At 42.6% G+C, this 24,057-nt stretch carries 15 protein-coding genes; 3 read left to right on the forward strand and 12 right to left on the reverse strand.

Going from position 1 to position 24,057, the window contains the following annotated elements:
• The first annotated feature begins 37 nt into the window (after positions 1-37).
• Positions 38-1,051 (forward strand): tRNA dihydrouridine(20/20a) synthase DusA, encoded by a 1,014-nt coding sequence (dusA, locus tag B9G53_RS00700; protein ID WP_176453040.1) that lies wholly within the window; start codon positions 38-40, stop codon positions 1,049-1,051.
• A 7-nt stretch (positions 1,052-1,058) separates the two neighbouring features.
• Here dusA and B9G53_RS00705 read toward each other — a convergent pair whose 3' ends face one another.
• Together B9G53_RS00705 and B9G53_RS00710 are read right to left on the reverse strand one after the other, a co-directional pair.
• Positions 1,059-2,912 (reverse strand): NFACT family protein, encoded by a 1,854-nt coding sequence (locus B9G53_RS00705; protein WP_094528403.1) that lies wholly within the window; start codon positions 2,910-2,912, stop codon positions 1,059-1,061.
• 264 nt (positions 2,913-3,176) lie between these two features.
• The gene (locus B9G53_RS00710) at positions 3,177-3,491 is read right to left on the reverse strand and encodes a DUF6679 family protein (protein WP_094528404.1); all 315 of its coding nucleotides are present in this window, start codon (positions 3,489-3,491) and stop codon (positions 3,177-3,179) included.
• Between the two features lie 122 nt (positions 3,492-3,613).
• Between B9G53_RS00710 and B9G53_RS00715 the strand changes: the two genes are divergently transcribed.
• Positions 3,614-4,162 (forward strand): RNA 2'-phosphotransferase, encoded by a 549-nt coding sequence (locus B9G53_RS00715; RefSeq protein ID WP_094528405.1) that lies wholly within the window; start codon positions 3,614-3,616, stop codon positions 4,160-4,162.
• A 36-nt stretch (positions 4,163-4,198) separates the two neighbouring features.
• Here B9G53_RS00715 and B9G53_RS00720 read toward each other — a convergent pair whose 3' ends face one another.
• The 5 genes from B9G53_RS00720 to B9G53_RS00740 all read right to left on the reverse strand — a co-directional run bounded on the left by B9G53_RS00720 (position 4,199) and on the right by B9G53_RS00740 (position 13,497).
• The gene (locus tag B9G53_RS00720) at positions 4,199-6,418 is read right to left on the reverse strand and encodes an OmpA family protein (protein ID WP_094528406.1); all 2,220 of its coding nucleotides are present in this window, start codon (positions 6,416-6,418) and stop codon (positions 4,199-4,201) included.
• A gap of 270 nt (positions 6,419-6,688) precedes the next feature.
• Positions 6,689-7,696 (reverse strand): VWA domain-containing protein, encoded by a 1,008-nt coding sequence (locus B9G53_RS00725; protein WP_094528407.1) that lies wholly within the window; start codon positions 7,694-7,696, stop codon positions 6,689-6,691.
• A 183-nt stretch (positions 7,697-7,879) separates the two neighbouring features.
• Positions 7,880-8,338, reverse strand: a complete 459-nt coding sequence (locus B9G53_RS00730; protein WP_094528408.1) for a GNAT family N-acetyltransferase — start codon at positions 8,336-8,338, stop codon at positions 7,880-7,882.
• A gap of 3 nt (positions 8,339-8,341) precedes the next feature.
• Entirely contained in the window at positions 8,342-8,731 is a 390-nt protein-coding gene (locus B9G53_RS00735; RefSeq protein ID WP_094528429.1) for a tautomerase family protein, read from the reverse strand.
• Between the two features lie 206 nt (positions 8,732-8,937).
• Positions 8,938-13,497, reverse strand: coding sequence for a PAS domain-containing protein (locus B9G53_RS00740; RefSeq protein WP_094528409.1), 4,560 nt, complete (start codon positions 13,495-13,497; stop codon positions 8,938-8,940).
• Positions 13,498-13,550: 53 nt separating this feature from the next.
• Between B9G53_RS00740 and B9G53_RS00745 the strand changes: the two genes are divergently transcribed.
• Positions 13,551-13,754: a hypothetical protein gene (locus tag B9G53_RS00745; protein ID WP_141211660.1), complete on the forward strand. Its 204-nt coding sequence runs from the start codon at positions 13,551-13,553 to the stop codon at positions 13,752-13,754.
• 155 nt (positions 13,755-13,909) lie between these two features.
• Here the strand turns inward: B9G53_RS00745 and B9G53_RS00750 are convergent, their stop codons facing one another.
• From B9G53_RS00750 to B9G53_RS00770, 5 genes are all read right to left on the reverse strand, one after another.
• A complete protein-coding gene (locus B9G53_RS00750) occupies positions 13,910-18,004 on the reverse strand; it encodes a PAS domain S-box protein (RefSeq protein WP_094528411.1) in 4,095 nt (1,364 codons plus the stop codon).
• A 51-nt stretch (positions 18,005-18,055) separates the two neighbouring features.
• On the reverse strand, positions 18,056-19,948 hold the full coding sequence (locus tag B9G53_RS00755; protein ID WP_217901478.1) for a diguanylate cyclase: 1,893 nt from the start codon (positions 19,946-19,948) through the stop codon (positions 18,056-18,058).
• 114 nt (positions 19,949-20,062) lie between these two features.
• Positions 20,063-21,718, reverse strand: coding sequence for a DUF3352 domain-containing protein (locus tag B9G53_RS00760; protein ID WP_094528413.1), 1,656 nt, complete (start codon positions 21,716-21,718; stop codon positions 20,063-20,065).
• A 70-nt stretch (positions 21,719-21,788) separates the two neighbouring features.
• Positions 21,789-22,817, reverse strand: a complete 1,029-nt coding sequence (locus tag B9G53_RS00765) for an ABC transporter permease (RefSeq protein ID WP_094528414.1) — start codon at positions 22,815-22,817, stop codon at positions 21,789-21,791.
• Positions 22,818-22,913: 96 nt separating this feature from the next.
• On the reverse strand, positions 22,914-24,008 hold the full coding sequence (locus tag B9G53_RS00770; RefSeq protein ID WP_094528415.1) for an ATP-dependent 6-phosphofructokinase: 1,095 nt from the start codon (positions 24,006-24,008) through the stop codon (positions 22,914-22,916).
• Positions 24,009-24,057 lie beyond the last annotated feature (49 nt).

A 24,057-nucleotide genomic window follows, 5' to 3' on the forward strand; every position in this document is an offset into this window, starting at 1 on the left:
CAGAGCGAAGCGCTGCATCTATATAGCTAATTTTGCCATGACTAGTTTATCGAAAATGTCTCTTTCTACTCAGGAAGATCGCGATCGCCTTACTTATCCCCTCAGCATTGCGCCCATGATGGATCGCACCGATCGCCATTATCGCTATTTCATGCGCCAAATTACACGACGGACTTTGCTATATACCGAAATGGTCACTAGTGCAGCGATTAAGCATGGCGATCAAGATTATTTATTAGGATTTTCTCCAGAAGAAAAGCCTCTCGCTTTGCAGGTTGGTGGTGACAATTCTCAAGATCTGGCGGAATGTGCGCGGATTGCTGAAGCAATGGGCTATGACGAAATTAATTTGAATGTGGGCTGTCCAAGCGATCGCGTCCAGAGTGGCAACTTTGGTGCATGTTTGATGAAAACGCCTGATTTAGTCGCCAAATGTATTGAATCCATGATCGCCGCCGCTAAAATTCCTGTATCGGTCAAACATCGAATTGGGGTTGATGATTTGGATACTTACGAAGATATGCAAAACTTTGTCAGGATTCTTTCAGAAGCAGGTTGTCAGCGCTTCTCAGTTCATGCGCGGAAAGCATGGCTCCAAGGTTTAAGTCCCAAAGACAATCGCGAAATTCCGCCTTTGCGTTATGCCGATGTACATCGATTAAAGCAAGAATTTCCACATTTATTTATTGAGATTAATGGAGGGTTTACCACCTTAGCGCAAGCTCACGAGCAGTTACAGCAAGTTGATGCAGTAATGATTGGACGTGCTGCTTATGACAATCCCTATCTATTTGCAACTAGCGATCGCGAGTTTTTTGGGGATGAAACTCCCATGCGTAGTCGAGTGGAAGTTGCTGAGGCAATGATTCCCTATATTGATCAATGGACAGCTAAAGGATTGAGGTTACATAAAATCACACGTCACATGCTGCAATTGTTTCATGGTCAAGCAGGTAGCCGCCTCTGGAAGCGAATTATCACCGAGAAGTCCTGTATTGTTGGTGCTGGTTCTGAAGTGATTCGCGAAGCGATCGCCGCAGTTAAGAGGTGATGTTCATTTACTTTTCTGATTCTATTCTCAAACTCATTGGCTGACCCCATATAATCTTTTCGTGGGTATAAACGACCATCCCCGGTTTCGCACCTTTTGGCTTAAACACATATTTGGGAATCGTGCAGACTACAGGGACTTGATCGCTTTGTCGAGCGCGACTGTAATAGGCGGCATAGTTAGCGGCGGTTTGCAGATCTTGATCATCGGCGATCGCTCCCGCAGGTAAGCGCAGCAACACATGACTGCCAGAAATTTCTTGAGCATGGAGCCAGAGATCATATTCCCCCGCAATACGGAAGGAAATCAAATCATTTTGATAGTTGTTTCTGCCTACCCAAACTTCAAATCCATTGGGAGTGGTGAATCGATGACAATCGGGAATTTCTTCTTGCTTGGTGCGATTACTTTTATTTTTGCCACCTTTGCTATTATTTTTCGTGCGTGGCGCATATTCGGCAGTGACTTTGAGATAGCCCTGCTGAGCGAGTTCAGCCCGAATTTCCTGTAAGGCGGCAAGTTCACTCTGTTCCAATAGACTCACGGCAGTAGAAACCTGCTCCAGATAAGCGATTTCCTGTTGAACTGCTTCTAACAGTGGGGTGATCGCAAGGGCAGCTCGCTTTTGTTTTTGATGTTTTTTATAAAAAGATTGAGCATTCTGTTGAGCATTCAGGGTGGGATCGAGGGGAATTACCACAGATTTTTCTGTATGAAAATCTGTGAGTTTTATCTCTTTCATGCCAATTTCCCAGAGATGCAAATGCGCCATCAGCAAATCAGCCTTATCTTTGAAATCGTCAGCTTGAGTCGAGAGTTGCAGCCGTTCTAGAAACTCATTCTCTTTAATCGTTAACTTTGCTAACTGATTTTGAATCGCTTGACTAATTTGTTGATGCAATTGCTGAAAGGCGACTTGTCCCGTTTGTTGAGAATAGTAGCGATCGCAGAATTCATTAACTGATGGTAGCAAAGGTTTTAGATCCCCCCCAGCCCCCCTTAAAAAGGGGGGAGAATTATTATCTTCTTCCCCCTTTTTAAGGGGGATTGAGGGGGATCTGTCGTGACTTAGGTTAGGGGTGAGGGCATATCCTTTTCCTTCTAAATGTGGATAAAACTGCTTTTGCGCAATAGAAGTTAGCCACATTCGCCAAGCTTGATATAGTGCTTCCCATTCAGAAAGCTTTAAATCAGCAACATTTTTGTCGCCATTGATATTAGATATTGCCAATAGCGATCGCACTAGCGATGAACTGACTCCACGATAATTACTGAGTAAATTGCGTTTAATCTCCTTTGGGATCAAAATCAGGCGATCGCGCCATGAGTCAAAGGATTCACTCAAACTAGGAATAGCTTCGAGTAATGCTGGCGGTAATTCGTAGCGATCGCCTGTTTGAATTGGACGCACTCGCGACTGCTTGCTGCTGACTTGGTGGGCAGCAGTGACGATTTCGCTATTGGCGTTGACGAGAATCGCGTTGCTATATTTACCCATTACTTCTAGATACAGATGCCATTGCACCTCATCATCAGGTCGCTTAGCAAATTGCAGATCGATCACGCGCTCCCAAGGACTAGTAAGTTTTACCGAGACAAGGGCAAATCCTGCGACTTGATGCAAAATTTGTTGACTAAATGTGAAAGTATCAGGCTGCTTGGGTGGTGGTGCACTAAGATGTAATCTCGCTGCTTGTGGATGCCAAGATAACAACAGCCATTGTTTCTTTTCTAAAGTTCGTAATTGCAAATGAATCGTGTGGCGATCGCTTTGATGCACCTGCTCTAGTCTTGCAGGCACACAAGCTATATTTAGCTCATGGGTCAAAGCTACAAGGGTGGTTAGGTCAGCAGGTTGCATTGTCTTAAGCTCATATTTAAACCAATTCACAAACGTGTGACGACACTTTTGTGAATTAAAAAACTTACCCAGTAAGGGTTTTCAAAACACAAAATGGTGTAGCCATTTTGTGTTTTGGTATTATAACTGTCGTCATTCTTGAATAGTGTGAGGCGGCGCTTCGCGCCGCCTCACACTATTTGGGTTTTCATAAAATTAGAGTGGACGCAAAGCGCCCACTCTATAGTTAAACAAAGGGGCGCTTCAAGCACCTTTGTTGATTAATTATTTGTCAGGATCGGTGCGGGGGCGGATTTGTTCAGCTTCGGGACAATCATCAGAAACAGGGATATCGTTGGATGACATTCCTGTTTTGGTAAACGAAGATAATCTTTGTGTCACAGCGCCAATACTCTCTAACCTGACCATTTCTTCCCAAGAGCAGACCTCGTCTTCATCCTCAGTCTCGTAACGAATCGTTACCACGTCACCTTCAATATCCAATATCTTGGCTCTTTCTAGCCAACGTCCCTGATCCCTCAGGTAAATCCAAACATCGCTCTTGGCTTCACAAAGTTGATATATTTTGCGATGTAGCATTCGCTTATGTCCTCAGGGTTACATAATTTTTAAGGTTAGAGCATACCTCGATAAGGTAAAAAAACTAACCATTATCATTGTAAACGACTACACAAGCATTTGAAATTTTTTAAACTTTAGTTATGAATAAAAATTTAGTTAAGCTCAGCAAATTTGTGAGCCTTGTCTTGCGACATCAACCAGAGGCAATAGGTTTAAAGTTAGACGAAAATGGCTGGGCAGAGGTCGATCGCTTCATTGAACTAGCAAAACAGAATGGCAAAAATATCTCAATAAGTGTTCTTGAGGAAATAGTTGAGACAAATAATAAAAAACGATTTGCGTTTAATGAGGACAAGTCTAAAATTCGGGCTAATCAAGGACATTCCATTGAAGTGAATTTAGATTTACCACCCCAACAACCTCCTGATCAGCTATTTCACGGGACAGCAACGAAATTTATTGAGTCCATTCGTCACCAAGGATTAATCGCTGGCAACCGACAACATGTGCATATGTCAAGCGATGAAACTACTGCGATCGCTGTTGGACAGAGACATGGCAAGCCAGTGGTTTTAAAAATTAAGGCCTTGGCAATGCATCAAGATGGATTTGTATTTTTTTGCTCAGAAAATTCAGTATGGTTAACAGGGTTTGTTCTGCCACAATATCTGGAATTTCCCATTGAATAATTAGTGGCGTACCATTAATTATTCAATGGGCTGATCTTAGCGCTGCTCTTTGAACTGAATAACCACACGACGATTAAAAGCTTGATCGGTTGCCGTAATATCTTTACGCAAGGGTTGCAACCAAGATAACGCCTCAAAAGTAACTTTGTAGTTACCATCCAAACCGCGATCGCGCAGTAAGTTCACGACTTCATTGGCTCTTGCTTGTGAGAGGTCAAGATTATAGTCGTAATCACCCATTTTGTCGGCATGACCACTAACTTGGATGATTCCGCGTTTTCCTTGGATTTTTGTCCAGAAATTATCAATTTTAGCTTCTTCACTAGACATAAGTTGCGACTCATCAGAGGAGAAGAAAACTACTACTTCTACGTCTGGATTCGTAATAGGCAAAATTGAACTATTAATACTGCGATCACCAGTCTTATTTTGGGTTATAGAACCTGGATCGTTTTTAAGTTCATTTTTTGGGATATTTTTTGAATTATTTAAATCACCAGAACTAGCATTCTTAGGAGAATTATCTATAGTAGTTTTCTCAGAATTATTGCTAGAACTGTCTCCAGTTATTTTTTTAGGACTATCTCCTACTACCTTGCCCGAATTATTGAGAGAATTATTTGCATTATTTCCAATATTGTTACTAGATGATTTGTCTAGTGGTTTGTCGGAATTATTACTAGATAGCTTGTCAGGCTTACCATTGAGCTTTGCTGGATTGGTCGCTTTACTAGAGTTCGGAGTACTATATTTGGGAGCGCTAGTTAGCAAATTATTGTTGGTTTTATTCGTGAAATCTGGCTTTGGCTCAAGTACTGATTCCTTAATCACCTTTGGTACAGCTAGATTTTGCAATTTATTTTCATCCGATCGCTTAATCAAAATGCCAAAGGCGATCACTGTCCCAATAAAAGCTGCACCAATCAACAAAGCTGCCAATATCTTCCATAGGCTATTTGGTGCAGCGATCTGATTATTTACAATTTCCTGCTCTTGATCCACGAGCACCGCAGCTTGATTACTTTCCTGAGCTTTAATCTCAAAATCGAAAAGCTGTTTCTTCACAAAAGGAGCGATCGCCATGGCAGTTCCGACAATTACAGCTTGACGAATGCGTTGATTGCCCACTTCTAGCTCAAACCATTGGGAATCATCGCGCATTACAAAATCAACTTTGGCAGGCAAACCTTTAGGATAGGATTTGACACAATTTCCTTGATCGTCATAAATTGAGCCACTATCAGCAATAACTTGGTTTTCATTGACCACTTCTGCAAAAATTTGCGAGAGACTGGTCATTTCACTAGCAATTTTATAATCCCAAATATCAATATCTATACCAGTATCAAAGTCATCTAACTCTTGCAACTGATAGCGATCAATATCATTCCCAATCCCAATCAAGATCAACTTTAAATAGTTTCTTTTCCCAACTGCAATTTCTAACGCTAGTTCCTTGGTATAGTTCTTGACCTGTTCTAAATCATCAATCCTGCCATCGGTCAAGAATACATAAAGCCCCTGCTGAGCTTGCCTATATTGATTGACGAAATAGGCGATCGCAGGTAATAGCTTTGTGGTCTTACCCAGCTTAAAAGTTGAGGGCCCCGCGATCGCTAATTGCTGACAACTCGCATGATCAAACTCGCCTAATACTTGAATCTCATCACCTTCACCACAACCCCAATAGATGAGCGAAGTCTTCCCAGTTCCATCCAAACTACCCGCCAAATAAGCCGTAAAATCTTGAACCAATGGCTGCAAGATATTTTCTGTATAGTTAATCTCATAGCCACGTTCTTGAATCTCCGCAAACGCGCCACGCTCAATCTTGCGAATTGGTTCTCCATCCTCTAAATAAGCTCGCAATCGCCCCTGCTTAATATAGTCAGTTAATAATTCAGGATCGACACGCGCTTCTACCTTACGCCCATAAGCGCGTTTCATTGAGGCGCTAGCATCTAGAGCCAGCCCAGTTCGCCAACCTTCAGCAAATTTCCCCTGCGGCTCCATGGCGATCGAGAATTCCACTCGACATTCAGCCGACTCAGAAGTTGTCTCTGGGATATGTCGCCAAACATTTACCTCACCAAACTCGGCAGCTACCAAATTAGCTGGCATTTGCCAGTTTTTTGATTCAGATCTTAATTCGTTCCTTCCTTTATTCTCGATTTTACTATTATCGATTTTACTTTTTATTTCACCATTGTCTGCACGTTCTAATTCAATAGGCTCGGAATTATTTTCATGTAGCATGGCATTCTATTTCTCTTGCTTTTATTTTTAATTATCTAGATAACCCTAGCCTCCTCTTACAAAGGAGTTACCATGTACACACAAAGCTTGCTATCTACGTTTCAAGGTTTAGATCCCCCAATCCCCCTTATAAAGGGGGGAGAATTTTCTTCTTCCCCCTTTATAAGGAGGATTGAGGGGGATCTTTGGTAGCTCACGATATCGTGGATAATTTGTGTGTACAAGTTTTCTGGTCTTCCCCCTTTGCCAGGGGGAATTAAAGGTGGTAATTCATACAAAATCGACAACATCTTTCCATTGTTCAGATTCTGTAATCAGAGGAGCCTCTAACTCTGGAGGCAGCGCTTCCGTAATGTCTTGCGTCACATTTCCACCCGAAAACTCTAGGGTAAAGGCTGTAGAACCCGCAGGTAGCTTGAAACGCATCAACGCAGGTACACCAAAGTTATATTCTTCGCAAACTACTCCTGCCTGATTCAGAATTCTGCCATAATGCGTGACTATCGTTTCCGCAGATACAAATTCTTTGAAAATCTGTTCCAAAATCTGAATATCGTCTGCAACTTGATAGTCCCATAGGTCAATTTCCCGACCTGCGGCATCTTTGACAAAGCTACCTTCAAACATATTATCTAGTTCTTCTAGTTGCTTTTCATCAATCTCTTTGCCAACACCAATCAACAAAAGTTTGATAAATGGTTTAGTTTGATCAGCAATCTCTAGTGCGTATTTAAAGCAGTATTCTTTTACATCTTCAAGATCTTCGATAATGCCATCGGTGATAATTAGACAGATCGCCGCAGGTTGCTTTACCCCGATCGCAGGTGCATCTTTATATTTGTTAATGAAATATCGTAAAGGCGGTAATAGTTTCGTTCCTGTTCCCCAAGGAATTTTTGGCCCTTTGATCGCAATTTGCTCGATCTCTTCACCACCAAAGCTGCCCAGATCTTCGATCAGTTCACCTGCTGCACCACAAGCCCAGTTGATCAAGTCAACTTTGCCCGTCGCGGCAAAGTTGGCGAGATACTTGACCATCACCCTTGCTACTGGCTCAACGACGTTTTGTGTAACAGCCGCACTAGCAAAAAAGCTACTGACAACACCACTGATGCCATACATTTTTTTCATCGAGGCAGAACCATCTAAGGCTAAGCCAACTCTTGCGCCTTCAATGTCTGGAACCATCAGAATAGTTGCAACGATGTCAATATCTCCGTTGTTTTGGGGATAAACATTGACTTCACCAAAGGGTTGAACGACACTTTTTAACTGCATACTCGGACTCTCTGATATTTCACATCAAAATAGTAACGTATATGGCTTTAACTAGTGGCAATTTCGCTAAAAACCAAAAGTATTATATACCTCACATTAAATTCATTATTTAGCCGCTATATAGCAATCCTAAATGGTTTGAGAGAGTGCGCCCCTTCGGGGCGCACTCTCTCAAACCATTTATCATGTGTGAATATGCTTGACCATTAAGTGACGCTGCTCTCGGCGAAATCCTAGTTTAGTATAGAGAGCTTCGGCTGGCTCATTCCAGTGATCGACAACTAGAGACAGCGATCGCATTCCTTGGCTTCTTAAGTAATTTTCAATCACCACAAATGCTTGCTTACCAAGCCCTTTACCACGATAGTCTTCACGGATATATAGCTCATCGACTAGTCCACAGCGTCCATGATATTCCATACTAAAAAAGCTAGTTAGCGCCACATAGCCAATCGGACGATCTCGATCGCACATCAACCAAATCACGCCAAATTGTTCATCACTAAGCAGCGCAATAAATGCTTTGATAACGCCATCATCAAACGTTATCTTCTCAAACTGATAGAACTCCTGCACAAGTTCCATTAATGGATCGATATCAATAAATTGTGCTAAGCGAAAATTGAGGTCAAGTTGGCTCATATCCTATACATTCACCTTGTAGTTTAAATTTAATTCATCACCAGCCACTCCACGTATTCCCCAATTATGGCTTGGAGTCTCGATCAAAATAATTTCAATATCTAATGGAGAAATATCTAATTTTTCCTTTAGTCGCTCAAATAATAACCGATAGAGACTTTTCTTTGCTTCTACAGTACGTCCTGCAAACAACAGGATCTCGATAATGATATATTTTTCAGAGCGATCGCTTGGATATTCAAAGTCTTCAACTTGCAATGGAAAGAATCTCTGAAACTTCTTTTCAGGTGGATAGTTGAGAGCCTCAACAACGCAAGCATGAATAATAGTCGATAGAACTTCACGATTTTGCTGAATGAAATCAGCATTTCCATAGATTTTAGTTTGTGGCATGTTATTTTGATTTGGGTAAAAAGTAGCTAAAGAAGTAAAGCCCACATAACGGGTATATTATACGAAAACTAGCCCTCTGTGCTTTATAGCTGTCGCCTTCTTGTTAGGACATAAAACCCAAATAGTGTGAGGCGGCGCGAAGCGCCGCCTCACACTATTTGGGTTTTGATTTGTCCTGATATAGGCGGCTATAGCTATACTGTCATTTATTTTTGGCTCGAAACTACGCGCATAATTTCTTCGATATTAATCGGTTTACTGACGTAATCATCCATCCCTGCATCGATACAGGCTTGGCGATCTTCGGGCATCACACCCGCAGTCATCGCTACAATCCTTACTTGGCTCATTAATTCAGTACGAATAATTTTGGTGGCTGTTAATCCATCCATTTCTGGCATTTGCAAATCCATTAAGATCAAATCATAGGTATGATTTTTTACAGCTTGTAATGCTTCTAATCCATTGTTAGCAATATCAGCGACTTCATAACCAAGTCTTTTGAGCAGTGAGCGAGCAACCATTTGATTAACCTGATTATCTTCTACTAATAGAATTCTCAAAGGTGATTTTTCAGTAAATTGTTTATTGATCGCCGTTTTCTTGATAGAAGATTCTAGAGGCTGTCTAATTTTTTCACTAGTTGAGACTTCGATCGCAAAGTGAAAGGTTGCTCCTTGGGTATCTAGCGACGGTTGCCAGTCTGTGAGAGGATTGCCCCCAACTTGACCAAAGCTTTCTACCCAAATTGTGCCATTCATTAACTCGACGAGGCGTTTGCTGATCGCTAGTCCTAGTCCAGTACCACCATATTTCCGACTAACGGAAGCATCGGCTTGGGTGAAGGGTTGAAATAAGTGATTAATGCGATTGCCTTTGATACCAATACCTGTATCTGCGATCGTAAACTTGATCTGATACTTTGCCCTCTCCTCTAGCCCCTCTCCCAGAAGAAGAGGGCAATCAAGGGATTTTTTCTCGTCTCCCTCTGGAATCAAGTACTTGCCACTGACTGCAATCGATATTTGCCCCTGTTGGGTAAATTTCACTGCATTGCCAACGAGATTTAGTAAGATTTGGCGCAGACGAGCATAATCGCTGATCACGGTGGTGGGGACTTCAGGGGCGATCGCATATTGGAGCGTAATTTGTTTATCATCTGCTTGGCTTTCCAGCAACTTACAAACTCCAATCACAACGTCTTCCAATGCAAATTCCCATTCTTCGATGGCTAATTTTCCTGACTCAATTTTAGAGAAGTCCAGAATATCGTTGATAACGGTTAAAAGGGCTTCACCACTATCTTTAATCGTTTTCACAAAATCTGCTTGTTCTTCCGTCAGTTCAGTAGTTTCCAGAAGTTGTGTCATCCCAATCACACCATTCATCGGTGTGCGGATTTCATGACTCATATTTGCTAAGAATTCACTCTTGGCTTTGGTGTCAGATTCGGCTTTTTCCTTAGCATTAGCTAGTTCTGTTTCAAATTGTTTGCGCTCAGTAATATCCAAGTTTGTCCCAAACAGCCGCACGACTTGCCCTTGATCGTTAATTTCTACTTCAGCACGTCCTTCATGATAACGAATAGATCCATCGGGTCTAATGATCCGATAGTCGATGACGTAGGGAGTTCCATCCGCGATCGCTTGTTCTATATATTGCTGTAAGATAAACCGATCATCAGCATAAATTAGCTGAAGATAGTCTGCATAGGTGGGTTCTGGCTGTTTAGAATCAAGCCCAAACATATGGAAAAGTTCTTTTGACCAAGTAATTTTCTGGCTTTGAATATCAAACTCCCAATTGCCAATATGGGCAATCCCTTGAGCCTCAACCAAGGCGGCTTCACTTTTTTGTAATAGTTCTTCGGCTTGTTTGCGTGCAGTAACATCTAAGATCACTCCATGCCAAGCAATATCTCCATTTTTTTGTACGACTGGGCGCGAATTTGCCTGCAACCATTTCAGTTTGCCAGATGGTGTGATAATTCGCCATTCATGATGAAACGGTTGCAAATTCTTCTTGCTATAGGAGGAAGCTTTGTAGTAACCATCAAGATCTTGGGGATGGATCTGATCGAGGTAAACGGATGCATCGTTAAGTATTAGCTCAGTCTTGATTTCATGAATTTCCTCAAATATCGCACTCATATATTCAAACTTAATTGAATTATCGGCACGGGTGATCAGGATATATATTGCTCCTGGTGAAGATGCCGCAATTTCTCTAAATCGAGATTCACTGGCTTGGAGGGCAATTTCTGCTTGTTTGCGATCACTAATATCGATGACAACTCCATGACATACAGGTTCGCCAGTCTCAAGCCGTTGTATTCGTGCTTTTGCATTGAGCCATTTAGTTTTGCCAGAGGGAGTAATAATACGCCATTCATGCTGAAATGGCTGTAAGGTTTCGGTGGAATAGGCTGCAGCTTGTTGATATTCAGCAACATCGTCGGGATGGGTTTGATTTGCGATCAAGTCTCCATTTGCAAGCATGTCGGCAATTGGCAGTTCATGAATTTCTTCAGCGGCTGGACTGAGATATTTAAATTCTACTGTTCTGTCAGCATTGATACTAAGTGTAAATATAATGGCTGGGGAAGCGGCAGCAATTTCCTGAAATGTAGCTTCACTCTGTTGTAGAGCAATTGCGGCTTGTTTGCGATCGCTTATATCAATCACCACTCCATACCAAGCAATATCACCGTTGTCTCGCAGTTTAGGGCGAGAGCTTCCCTTTACCCATTTAATTATTCCTGATGGATTGACGATTCGCCACTCATGACAGAATGGCTGTAATGTTTCTAGACTTTGCTGCATGGCAGCATGATAGCCAGCAACATCATCTGGGTGAATACGATTCAGGAGGATTGAAGCATCGGCTAGGACTTCTTCCACCGTTAGCTCATGAATTACTTCGATCGCCCGACTCATATGTTCAAAGTAAGTAGAGCCATCAGGTCGCATGACGATGATATAGATATTGGCAGGTGAGGATTCAGAAATTTCGAGGAAACGGGTTTCACTTTGCTTTAAGGCAATTTCAGCTTGTTTGCGATCGCTAATATCGGTAATCGTGCCAACTAACTTAATCACCTTTCCCTGTTCATCACAGACTGCCTCGCCTCGGCTGATGATGTAACAAATAGCTCCATCAGGTCGAATAATGCCATGCTCGACAGTGTAGGGTGTGCCATGTGCGATCGCCTCTTCAACGGCTGCACGCATTTGAGGCTGGTCATCTTTGGGAATAATATCAAAAAAGTTTTCATAGCTGGGTAATGGCACATTTGGGTCAAAGCCCAAAATGCGAAACTGTTCGGCTGACCAAGTATTTGTTCCAGTTGCCACATCAAACGACCAACTTCCCACGCGGGCGATGCGTTGTGCTTCAATCAAAGCATCTGTTTTGTCCGCAACCTGTCGTTCTAAGTCAAGCTCATAATTCAAGCGCATTTGATCAGCTTCTCGCAGATCGATCATCATTTGATGCAAAGCTTCTTTCAAAGCCTGCACTTCTGTAATCTGTGTATCTGAAATTGGTTGTTCAAGACGATTTTCAGAGAAAGATTTGGTGGCTTGAGTAAGACGAGAAAGCGATCGCCCAATGCGTCGAGATGTCCAAATGCCAATTCCCACCGAAACCATTAAAGCAAAAACACATAAAAGACCTGTAAGGTAAGCATTTGCTTGAATTTCAGTGATGAAGTCAGACTCAGGAATCACGGTTACCAAATGCCAATACAGCCCATATTTGTCTTGATAAGGCGTAATCTGTACAAATTGGCGATATCCCTCAATAGTCAACGCAAACTGTCTGGATTCCTTGAGATTATCGAAACTACCAAATTGCTGAAGTAGTTGTTTAGAAACTTCCCTTGTCAATTTATCTTGACTGTTGATTGCCGTGAGTCGAGTAAGCTGTCCATCTATCCGTTTCAATCCCGAAGCTTCCGTAGCCACAGATGTCGCCACAAGCTCACCCGATCGCTCGATGATAAATATCTGTCCAGTGGGCGTAAATTTCAACTGAGAGAGAAATAGGCTGATATCTGACAAGAGATAGTTAGCAGTAAAAAAACCATAAAATTTGTCATTGGCATCATAGACTGGAGCAATCGCAACCGTTTGTAATATAGGGAGGACTCTTGCTAAAGATATGGGTGTCCATGCTTGTTTACCAATATCCTTTGCTTGCTTGTACCAAGTTACATCACGAAAGTCATCGTTTAATTGTAAAAAAAGTTGAGAGGGTTTTCCTTCTTGATCAACTGCATAATATCGGCGCTGATTGGGAATGACTTCGTTAAAGAAAATTGAGCCGAGAGGAATGGACTTACCTGTGGCTTTTTCGGCAAGTTGTTGTACTTCTTGGGAGTCAATTCGCAAATAGCCAACCACTGTACCTTCATCACTCCAAAAACTACTTGCTGGCAGTGATGGGTTTAAGAGAATTTGTTGCCAGAGTTGTTGTCGCAGTTGTTCTTGATCATCAAGCTTCAGGGTTCCTTGCTTCACTGCTAACTGATTAGCCGCCACAATCTGCTGCGATCGCTGCAAGTAACTATCGAGGCGATCGCATACTCGTTCTGAGGTTTGGCGCAATAGCTGATTAGCTAAATTCTCGATCGCCTGCTGTCCACTCTGATATGACAAATAGCTGACTAATGTAACAGTCCCCACAACTAGCGTCACAAATGGAACAACTAGCACCAAGCTGAGTGGAACTTTGGAGAATAGCGATCGCTTGTGGGAAATGCTCATTAAGACAATTTTAAAGTCATTATTATAACGCAAAACAGCCTTGTGTGCAGTCTTTGACAGTTTTTGACAGCAATTCTCATTATGAAACCGATTTTGGTGTTTTCAGCGCCGAAGGCGCTGAAAACACCAAAATCGGTTTTTTGAAAGCCCGCCAACGGCGGGCTTTCAAAAAACCGATTTTTATAATGAGAACTGCTGAGTTTTTGATGGCGCGGCTTCACTGCGCTACCAAAAAAATTTCTTTAGCGCGTGTTTGAGAAGTTAATATACATGCATTTTTTAGCTAAAGCCAATGTTTTAGCCCCCTAAATCCCCCAATTCTGGGGGACTTGAATTTGGTTCCCCCCAGAATTGGGGGGCTAGGGGGGCTAAAGCAAAACTTCTCAAACACGCTCTTAAACTACTAAAGTTTTTAGCATATAGAGGAAACTAGATTCATAATTGCTTGGATATTAATAGGTTTACTGATGTAATCATCCATGCCTGCCTCAAAACAGGCTTGGCGATCTTCGGGCATGGCATCGGCAGTCATGGCGATAATTCGCACATTACTTCTTAACTCTGTGCGAATTGTCTTGGTAGCAGTTAAACCATCCATAATCGGCATTTGGACATCCATTAGGATTAGATCATAATCATGGGTTTTCACTGCTTGCACAGCTTCTAATCCATTGTTGGCGATCGCCATTGATTGATAACCAAGTCTGGCAAACATTAATTTTGCAATCTTTTGATTAACGAGATTGTCGTCTACTAGCAGAATTCGTAAGGGATGTTTTTCTGCCATTTTGTCATCAATCCCAAACACTTGTGCGAAATCAGCTTGAGGTTGGTTGATTGTCTTGTGAATTGATAGAGTGACGGTAAAATAGAAGGTTGCGCCTTGCGGTGAATTACGCGGTTGTGACTTCCAAACTAGGGGTGGACTGCCACCAACTTGACCGAGGCTCTCTACCCAAATTGTGCCACCCATCAGTTCTGTTAGGCGTTTGCTGATGGCTAAGCCCAGTCCAGTACCACCATAGTTTCGACTAATTGAAGCATCGGCTTGGGTGAAAGGTTGAAATAATCGATCAATGCGATCGCTTTGAATGCCAATACCTGTGTCGGCGATCGCAAAACTTAGCTCATAGTCTTCCCTATCTCTTACCATCTCTTGTTGCACGCTCTCTCTGGGAGAGGGGCTGGGGGTGAGGACTTTCCCACTAACTAATATCAAAACTTGACCATTTTGAGTAAATTTAACAGCATTACCGACTAGATTGAGGAGAATTTGACGTAGACGGGCGCGATCGCCAATTAAATTCTGGGGGATATTAGGGGCGATCTCATATTGGAGATCAACTTGTCTAGCGATCGCTTGATTTTCTAATAACTTGCAAACGCCTCTGATCATTTCTTCTAGGACAAAATCTTTGGCTTCTATTTCTAACATTCCTGATTCGATCTTTGAAAAATCGAGAATGTCATTGATAATTGTCAAGAGAGCTTCACCACTATCTTTGATTATTTTGACAAATTCCTGTTGATCGGTTGTTAGCTCGGTCATTTCCAGAAGTTGCGTCATGCCAATCACTCCATTCATCGGTGTGCGAATTTCATGACTCATGCTTGCCAAAAATGAACTCTTTGCTCTAGTAGCTTCTTCGGCGGCGGCTTTTGCTTCAGCTAGCGCGATATCAGTTTGTTTGCGCGTGGTGATATCTACTACGCGCACGAGGTTGAAACGATTTGCGCCAAAGGTGATTTGTTTAGCAGAAAGATCACCCCAAAACTCACGTCCTTTACGAGTGATATATTCTACTTCTAAGCTCCAGAATCCTTTTTGATCTACTTCTTGATTGATTTGGGCAAGTTCTTGCAGAGTAAATTGTCGCTTTTGGAGAATATGACCTTCAATATCAATCAAATCATTTTTACAATCTACTTCAAATAGTTTCACCGCTTGCTGATTGCAATCGATGGTACGCAGAGTCTCACTATCGACTAAAAACAGCGCATCACTAGATTCATTGAAGATTATTTCTCGCAAATCTCGGCTGTGAACTAGTTTTTGTTCTAGTCGTTGGCGATCGCTAATGTTATGGGCAAGGGATAGGATTGATATCAAATTCCCAGACTCATCAACTAATGCGGAGTTATACCATTCACAGTAGATGATGGAGCCATCTTTGTGATAGTTGCGATTCTGACAGGTGACACTAATTCCACTTACTAGTTTCACGGCTTCCAGCATGACGCACTCTAAATCATCTTCATGAATGAACTGCCAATCCTGCATAGTCTTACCCAAAACTTCTGCGGCACTCCAACCAAATATCTCCTCGGCTTGTTTTGACCAATAGATGACCCGAAATTCTTGATCCCATCGGATAGTTGCTAGGGGTGAATTTTCAATGTGATAGTTTAATTCATTAAGAGTATGCTGCAAGACAATTTCAGCTTGTTTGCGATCGCTAATGTCTAAAAGCAATCCATCCCAAACTAATCCATTTGCTGTATGTTGAGGACGAGATTTACCTTGAATCCATTTCAGCTTTCCTGATGGAGTAGTTAGCTTCCATTCATGCTGCCAAGGGGAAGTCGTTTGCACAGCAATAGCAACAGATGCTTGCAGTACTAGTAAATCATCAGGATGGATCAAATTCCATATTGAGTTTGCATCTTGAAGAATTTGCTCAGGTTCTAGCTCTAACAATTCCACTGATCCAGAACTAACATAGGTAAAAGCTCCCATCTCATTCTCTAAAGGAGAGTACCGATAAACCATACCTGGCATATTTTTTACCAGAGTTTGAAATCGAGTTTCACTAGCTTGGATTGCTTCTTCTGCTTGTTTGCGATCGCTAATATCAATATGGATCAATACCACTCCATAATGCTCTGAAGCGATCGGCGCGGCACTGACGCTAAACCAACGTAAAACCTCATCAGCACATACAATTCCCGTTTCTACATCATAAATAGGAACTTGATTTCTTAAAGCTTGAATACAAGCATATTCTTCGACTGGCATCACTGAGCCATCAGGACGGATCACGTTAGAGCTTGGCTCACGTTCTCCACATTCTTCTTGCTGCAATGGCTGTGGTTCTCCAAGCCAGTCTTTCGCAATGTCATTGCCCTCAAGGATATAACCATTTTTATCGGTAATGGAAATGCCGATCGGTGCTGTTTTGAAGAGAACCTTGTACTTTTCCTCTGATTCTTTAAGGGCAATTTCCCCGCGATCTAAGGACTGATGCACCTGTTTTGTCATTTGATTAAAGGACGTAGACAAAGTGCTAAGCTCGGCGATCGCATGATTTTCTGGTAAAGACTCTTGCCACTTTCCTTTGGCGATCGCCTTGCTAGCCTGACTCAATCGCAAAATCGGCTTAGTAATCCAACGAGTTGTGATGATACTAAGCCCAGTAGCAATGATTAAAGTTATTCCAGATAACAGAATTGTCCAGACTTTGTTAGCTTGGATCTCTGCAATCAAGTCCGACTCAGGTATAACCACCACAATCAGCCAATCCAGACCATTGCGATCTCGGATGGGTAATACTTGGGCTAGTTGGCGATCGCCATTGATTTCAAACTCAAATTGCTCTAGTTGACGAATATTTGCTAAATTGCCAAAGCGATCGCGTAAGTATTTCGCCGAATTATGAATCTGAGGATTTTGGCTATCACTTGCTTTTAGTAATTTTTGTTCGGTTCCATTTTGCAAAATTTGGTATGGCTTTTGAGAAGTGGATGAGGTAGCCACCAATGTCTGATTGCGCTCCATGATAAAAACGGTTCCTGATTGCATATCAATGCTTTGCAGAAATCGACTTATTTCTTCAAGGGTACGAATTCCATAGGTGACACCCAATAACTTTCCATTGCTGAGATCATAGATCGGCTCCGCAAGGGCGACTAATAGTTCTCCTGTGTAAATATGGGGATATACAGGAGTCCAAGCTGCTTGTTTTGACTGCACAGCCACTTGATACCAAGGACGCTGACGCGCATCAAAGATAACGGATGTTTCAGTTACTTGAGCTGGCGAGCCATCAGGATTTGTGGTAAAGGTTCTATATCTACCACCACCATTGGGAGCAGCCCGAATGCTAAAAGTGCCATCCTTCAGCAGTTCTACGGCTCGATGTCCTCCCGAAGTAGTTCCAAATCCCACGATCGTAATCGGTGACAAGGAGTTAAGCTGCATCTGTTCCCAAGCCTGTCGCTCTTGGCTAGAAAAGTCATCAAAACTCCATACATTTCGACGTAAAGCACTAATATTGTTTTTGTTAGTTTGATCGATGGCTTGTAGATAGGTGGTTGTTTTCTCTGTAACACGGGTACTGATTTCTGTTTTGAGTCTATTTGCTAGCTTATGAATCGACTCTTGTCCACTGCGATAAGATAAATAAGCAACTAGCCCCACCGCTCCAAAAACTTGCACCGCAAAGGCAAATAACATCAGCCATTGCAGAGGGATGCTACGAAAAGAAGCGTTTTTGCGGTCAATAATCATTAGAGCTAATTGCAGATTTGTAATATTTTCGCATTATTTTGAAGATATTTACTAATCAGTAAATATCACTGACCGATTCCGTCCTTGCTGTTTTGCATAATAGAGCGCTTGATCGACTTGATTGATCAAGACATAAGGCGATCGCTCTAGATTAGGAATGTCAGAAGCTATACCCATACTGATTGTGACCATATCACTCACATCTGAATCTTGATGCGGAATTTGTAAATCAGCGATCGCTTCATGCAGATTTTTAGCTACAGCGATCGCCCCTTCTAAATTAGTGTTCGGCAAAATCACAATAAACTCTTCACCACCATACCGTGCAACCAGATCGGCAGGTCGGCAAACCAACTGATCCACAGCTTGAGCGATTCTGAGCAAACATTCGTCCCCCAATTGATGTCCATAATGATCGTTATATCGTTTGAAATAATCCACATCAAACATGAGCAGAGATAAAGGCTGTTGCTCTCGATGGAGTCTTTGCCATTCGTAGAGAATCCGCTCATCAAAACAACGGCGATTGGCAATTTGCGTCAATCCATCCAGATTTACCAATCTTTGGAGTTCCTGATTCGCGTTTTTGAGGTCTGATTCTACATGAGCGAGAGCAATTTCTGATTGTTTGCGATCGCTAATGTCAATCGCAAAGCCATACCAAGCAACATCACCATTGGCTCGGCGTTCAGGCATCGCTTGAGATTTAATCCATTTTATTTGTCCTTGAGGTGTGACAATCCGCCACTCATGGTGAAATATTTGCATCGTTTTGAGACTTTCCCCCATGACTTTCTCATAGCCAGCCAAATCATTGGGATGGAATATTTGATGACGGAGATTAGGACAGCGTTTTAAATCCTCAACACTTAGACCTAGTAATTCTTCACTAGCTGGACTAGCATATTCAAAAAATGTATTACCATCGGGATTTCTAATCAGAATATAAATAGCTTCTGGGGAAATAGTCGCAATTTTTTGAAATCTCGCTTCGCTCTCTTTGAGTGCTAGTTCGGCATATTTGCGATCGGTAATATCTATGGAAATTGAGGCGATCGCACAGGGCTTATCCTGATTATCCATAATTGGGAACTGCGTCACCCAAAAAGTCCGCATTCCATCAGGAAGGTGTAAACTTTGTTCAAAATCAATTGCAAAACCTTCAAAGATTGCTTGTAGTTCATATCGACGGATATGTTTGACAGCTTCAGCAGAAAAAAAGTCATAGTCATATTTGCCTAAAATGTCTGCTTCAGGAACTTGCATAAAATACGCAAATTCTTGATTGACCGAGAGATATTTACCTTCTAAATCCTTAATAGCAATCAATGTCGGAGCGTTATCTAAAAAAGCTTGTAATTTCAATTCACTGCGACGCATCGCTTGTTCCGCAAATTTGCGATCGCTAATATCCGCATGAACGATGACCACCCCATACTGCTCTAAAGGGATGGGACTAGCACTGACACTAAACCACCGCAAAGTTCCATCAGCACAGACAATCCCTGTTTCCACATCATAAACAGCATGATCTCTTTGCAAGGCTCTAACACAAGCATATTCGGCAACGGGCATTGGTGAACCATCGGCACGAAGCACATTAGGATTTATTTCACGCTGTTGAAGACATTCCATTTCCAATATGTCTTGGGTTCCTAACCAACTTTCAGAGATCGCATTTCTCTCAAGAATGCGAGCCTCCTTATCCGTTATCGAAACTCCAATTGGTAAGATTTGGAAAAGAACTTTATACTTCTCTTGTGATTCTTTAAGAGCAGTTTCGACGGACTCATATGACCGACTAATCCAATTTGCCATGATTAGCCCAAACCCAATCGATATCATCAAGCCCAATCCATAAATCCAGATCTTCCCGTAACTATCAGATAGATAATTAACCAGTCCGACCATAATCAGAGCTTGCACCACAAACGACAATACCATCACCAATTTTAGAGGGATGCTACGAAAATGTGAATGTGGGGAAGAAGCCCTAGCACACATTTATTCAGAACCAGCAAATGCTTAGGAAAGCCTATTCTTTAAGCTTACCCATAATTACTTTAGAATTAAGGAAAGTTCACCATTCTGCATAATTGCATCGCTACTGTTGCTAGCAAATCCACTTACTTTCACATGTTCAAGAATTTGTGCAAGGAGAGAATTGCTTATATTTTCGGAAATCCCGCTTGCAACCTTGAGATTCAAGATACTTGTCTGTAACCAAGACAAATCAATGTTCTTGTCAAGATATCCGTAGGTGAAGCGATCGCTTGGTAACTTCGCCACAATAGTTTTAAAATTCTTGGAAGCAGCGATCGATCCACTACTTTTGAGCGTTAATGCTGATTCTAAAACTGGTAGTGAATTAGATAAATACACATAATCTTTGGTTTGAGTATGCGCCGCCACGACGTTTCCTGATACTCCGAAGTTATCACTAGCAGAGAGCTTTGTCCAAATCGTCACAGGTTGTGCCTTCAGCAAAATTTCGCCAACAGTAAGCTTGTTTCTTGCCATGTCATCGAGAGAAGCGATCGCTTCTCTCGCCCCATTAGCATCTTCCACTTTCGCAACTACTAACCAATCGGGTTCGCTATTGGGCTTGGGAATTAAGGCGATCGCATAGTCATGTTGCGCCCATGCCAAAGAATTACCATCCAGAGGAATTGGGGCAATGGATTTGAGCAAGGCTTGTTTCCATTCGGGGATCAGCTTATATTGCAGATCTTGCCAAGTTTGACTGAGATTATTCCCAATAATTACTGAGCTTCCTGAAGGAATCGTATTAGCAATATTTGCAGAGGATTTTTTGGAGGTCTTGAGTTTTGTTGCGGGAAGATCGATCGCAGCTTCGCTCTTTTCATTATCAGTTGCTAAGTTTAAGGCTGTTTTTACTTTGATCCCAGACTTATCGAAACTTAAGCCCATTAACAAGCTTTCTTTGGGTAACTCTTCACCGAACTCAGCAAGGTTCACATAAGCCACACTGACCTTGCCTGTATTTTTACCTGTACTCAACTGGGCGAGGCGATCGCGATAGTTAGGCAGACTTGATAGAGCCAATTCAGGCTTTTGGATTGCATCGATCGCTTTGTGTAATACCCGCGCATCATTGGCAAACAACACAAACTTATCCAAAGTTGTCCCCGCGATCGCAGGTTTGTCATCTACAAAGCTCGTACTTAAAATCGATATACCCTGATATTGCTCAAAGCCCAAATCGGAGCCATTCACTGCCAATCTTTGCCAGAAAGCATCAATACTTGTTTTGGCAAGGTCAGCATCTTTCACCGCAAACGCTAATAAATAGCCCGTTTGCAAACCATTCGCGGACTGAGCATCTAGATCAACATCGGTGACTGCTAAGGTAATTTCTTGATCGAGCCAAGGCTGGATATCGCGCTCGTAGTCTAATAACCAGTTTTGTCGTAATTGCTGTTTGAGGTTAGCCAATTCATGACGCACATCACCACGATCGCTTGGTGGGGCAGCTAACTGGGTAAAGAGTCCCAATTTTTCTGGATTCACCAAAAACGATAAAAATAAAGGCGATCGATGCGGCAAAAACTTCACAGCTAGTGGCTGAGTCTTGACTCCCGCCAAAACCTCACGGGGAATTGCTCCCAAAACTTTGCCCACTGCACTCAAGCTCAGCACTAGCAACAAAATTCCAACTAACGCAATCCCAACAAAAACAGGTTTTATTTTCATACCACTAGCAACAAAAAACTAAGGTTTTGGGAGCATCATAAACGACTATTTGTGCTGTTTATGATGCTTTTTAATAACGAATTCTCGGATCAATCCAAGCATTGATAATGTCTACGAGAATACTCGCGATCGTGACGATGATTGCAAAAAATACGACGATTCCCTGCACCACTGGATAATCACGTCCTGAGATCGCCTCAAACAGTCGATTGGCAAGCCCCGGCCAAGAGAAAGTAACTTCAGTTAACACCGCACCACCCAACATCGAAGCCAGCGTCAAACCTAAAATCGTAATTACGGGGATCATTGCATTTTTGAGCGCATGGTTAAACAAAATTGCTCTGGGATTAATCCCTCTGGCTCTGGCTGCTTCCACATAGTCTGACTGCAAAGTTTGCCGCAAATTTACCCGCACAATCCGCTCAAAAATGCCGCTAATCACAATCCCTAAACTTGTCGCAGGCAAAATCAAATATTGAATACTTGTCCAGAGACTTTGCCAATCTCCCTTAATCAACGCATCAATCGTATATAGTCCGAACACCTGTACAGGCGGCTCCGCACTAGCAGGAAAGCGCGTCCCAATTGGCAACCATCCCAACTGCACCGAAAACACTAATTGCAAGATCATTCCCACCCAAAACAGTGGCAATGAGTAGGTAATAATCCCAAATAATCGACCACCCACGTCCCATTTTGTGTTTGGACGCAAAGCGGCGATAATGCCCACGGTTAATCCAACTACTAAAGCTACAATTAGCGCATACAGAGCTAATTCGGCAGTAGCTGGGAAAAAGTTTTTAATAATTTGTCCAACGGTTTGTTCACGGGTACTAATCGATTTGCCCAGATTAAAACGGGACAAATCTTGCATATATTCCCAATATTGTGAAAATAGGGAACCTGTCAGTCCCACCTGTTCACGCAGAGCCACCTTTACTTCTTCAGGGGCGCGGGGTCCTAAAATCGCATCAATGGGATCTCCGGGGGTCGCTCTCATCAATAGAAATACGACTGTGGCGATCGCCCACAACATGATCGGTGCAAGTAGCAACCGCGCCGTAATGTAATAAAACAGGGCTTTGAGGCGACTAGACATAGGCTGAAGCTTTACTGGACAAGTTTTTTAACTATAGCGCTTTGCGTTCTAAGCTTCAAAGAAATAAAAGCATTGCCAAGCAATGCTTTTATTTCTTTAAGGTAACTGCTCGATTTCTCCCACGTAAGTCCCTAAACCGATCGCCGTGCGAATCAATGTGCCATGAATATCAACGGCACTATACTGGGCGATCGCATCGACAATTGGCACATCGATCACTTCCCGATTTGACCATGCCACCATGCGATCATATTTGTCCTGCGCGACTAGATCCACTGCCGCCACGCCAAATGCTGCCCCAAGAATGCGATCGAGGGGTGATGGCGTACTACCTCTCTGCACATGCCCCAAAACGCTGATCCGACTCTCCATACCTGTGCGGGTACTGATCTGATCGCCTAGATATTGACCAATGCCACCATAGAGGGTTTGACCAAGGCTATTCGTATAGGTCACAGACTCGCCTGTGGGAGTTTTTACCGCTTCAGCAACCACCATCGTACTGAAATTAAACCCACGTAAAGCGCGATTCATCAAGCGATCGCAGATTTCATCAAGGTTATAGGGAATTTCTGGGATCAAGACGATATGCGCTCCTCCTGCAATCCCTGCGCTGACAGCAATATGTCCCGCATCCCGTCCCATTACTTCTAAAATCATCACGCGACTGTGACTGATTGCAGTATAAGTTAAGTGATCGAGTGCTTCCACGGCGACACTTACTGCTGTATTAAAGCCAATCGAGTTTTCGGTCGCGCCCAAATCGTTGTCAATGGTTTTCGGCACAGCTACAAGATTCATCTTTCCCTGCTGAGCAAGACGACGCAGGATTGCTAAGCTCCCATCGCCGCCAATGCCGATCAGCCCATCTAAACCAAGCTTGTGATATCCCTCAATCACCTCCTCAGAGCGATCGAGAATTGAGCCATCGGGCATCGGGTAGGCAAAGGGATTTCCTTTATTCACAGTTCCTAAAATTGTGCCACCATAGCGAAGAATTCCTGAAACTTTTTTCATGTCCAGTAGCTCTGCTTCCACTGGACGATTCATCAATCCTTGAGTTGCGCCTTTAATGCCATAAATCTCTATGTCATAATCACGGGCGCGGCGCACGACAGCCCGAATTACGGCATTCAGTCCGCCACAATCACCACCACTTGTCAAAATACCAATACGCTTAGGCTTTGTCATAAAATCTTGTAATAGTTTCTCAATATTGAGCGAGAGTTGAGGCTTGGCG

Origin of the sequence: Pseudanabaena sp. SR411, assembly GCF_002251945.1 — a bacterium.
Taxonomy (GTDB): Bacteria; Cyanobacteriota; Cyanobacteriia; order Pseudanabaenales; family Pseudanabaenaceae; genus Pseudanabaena.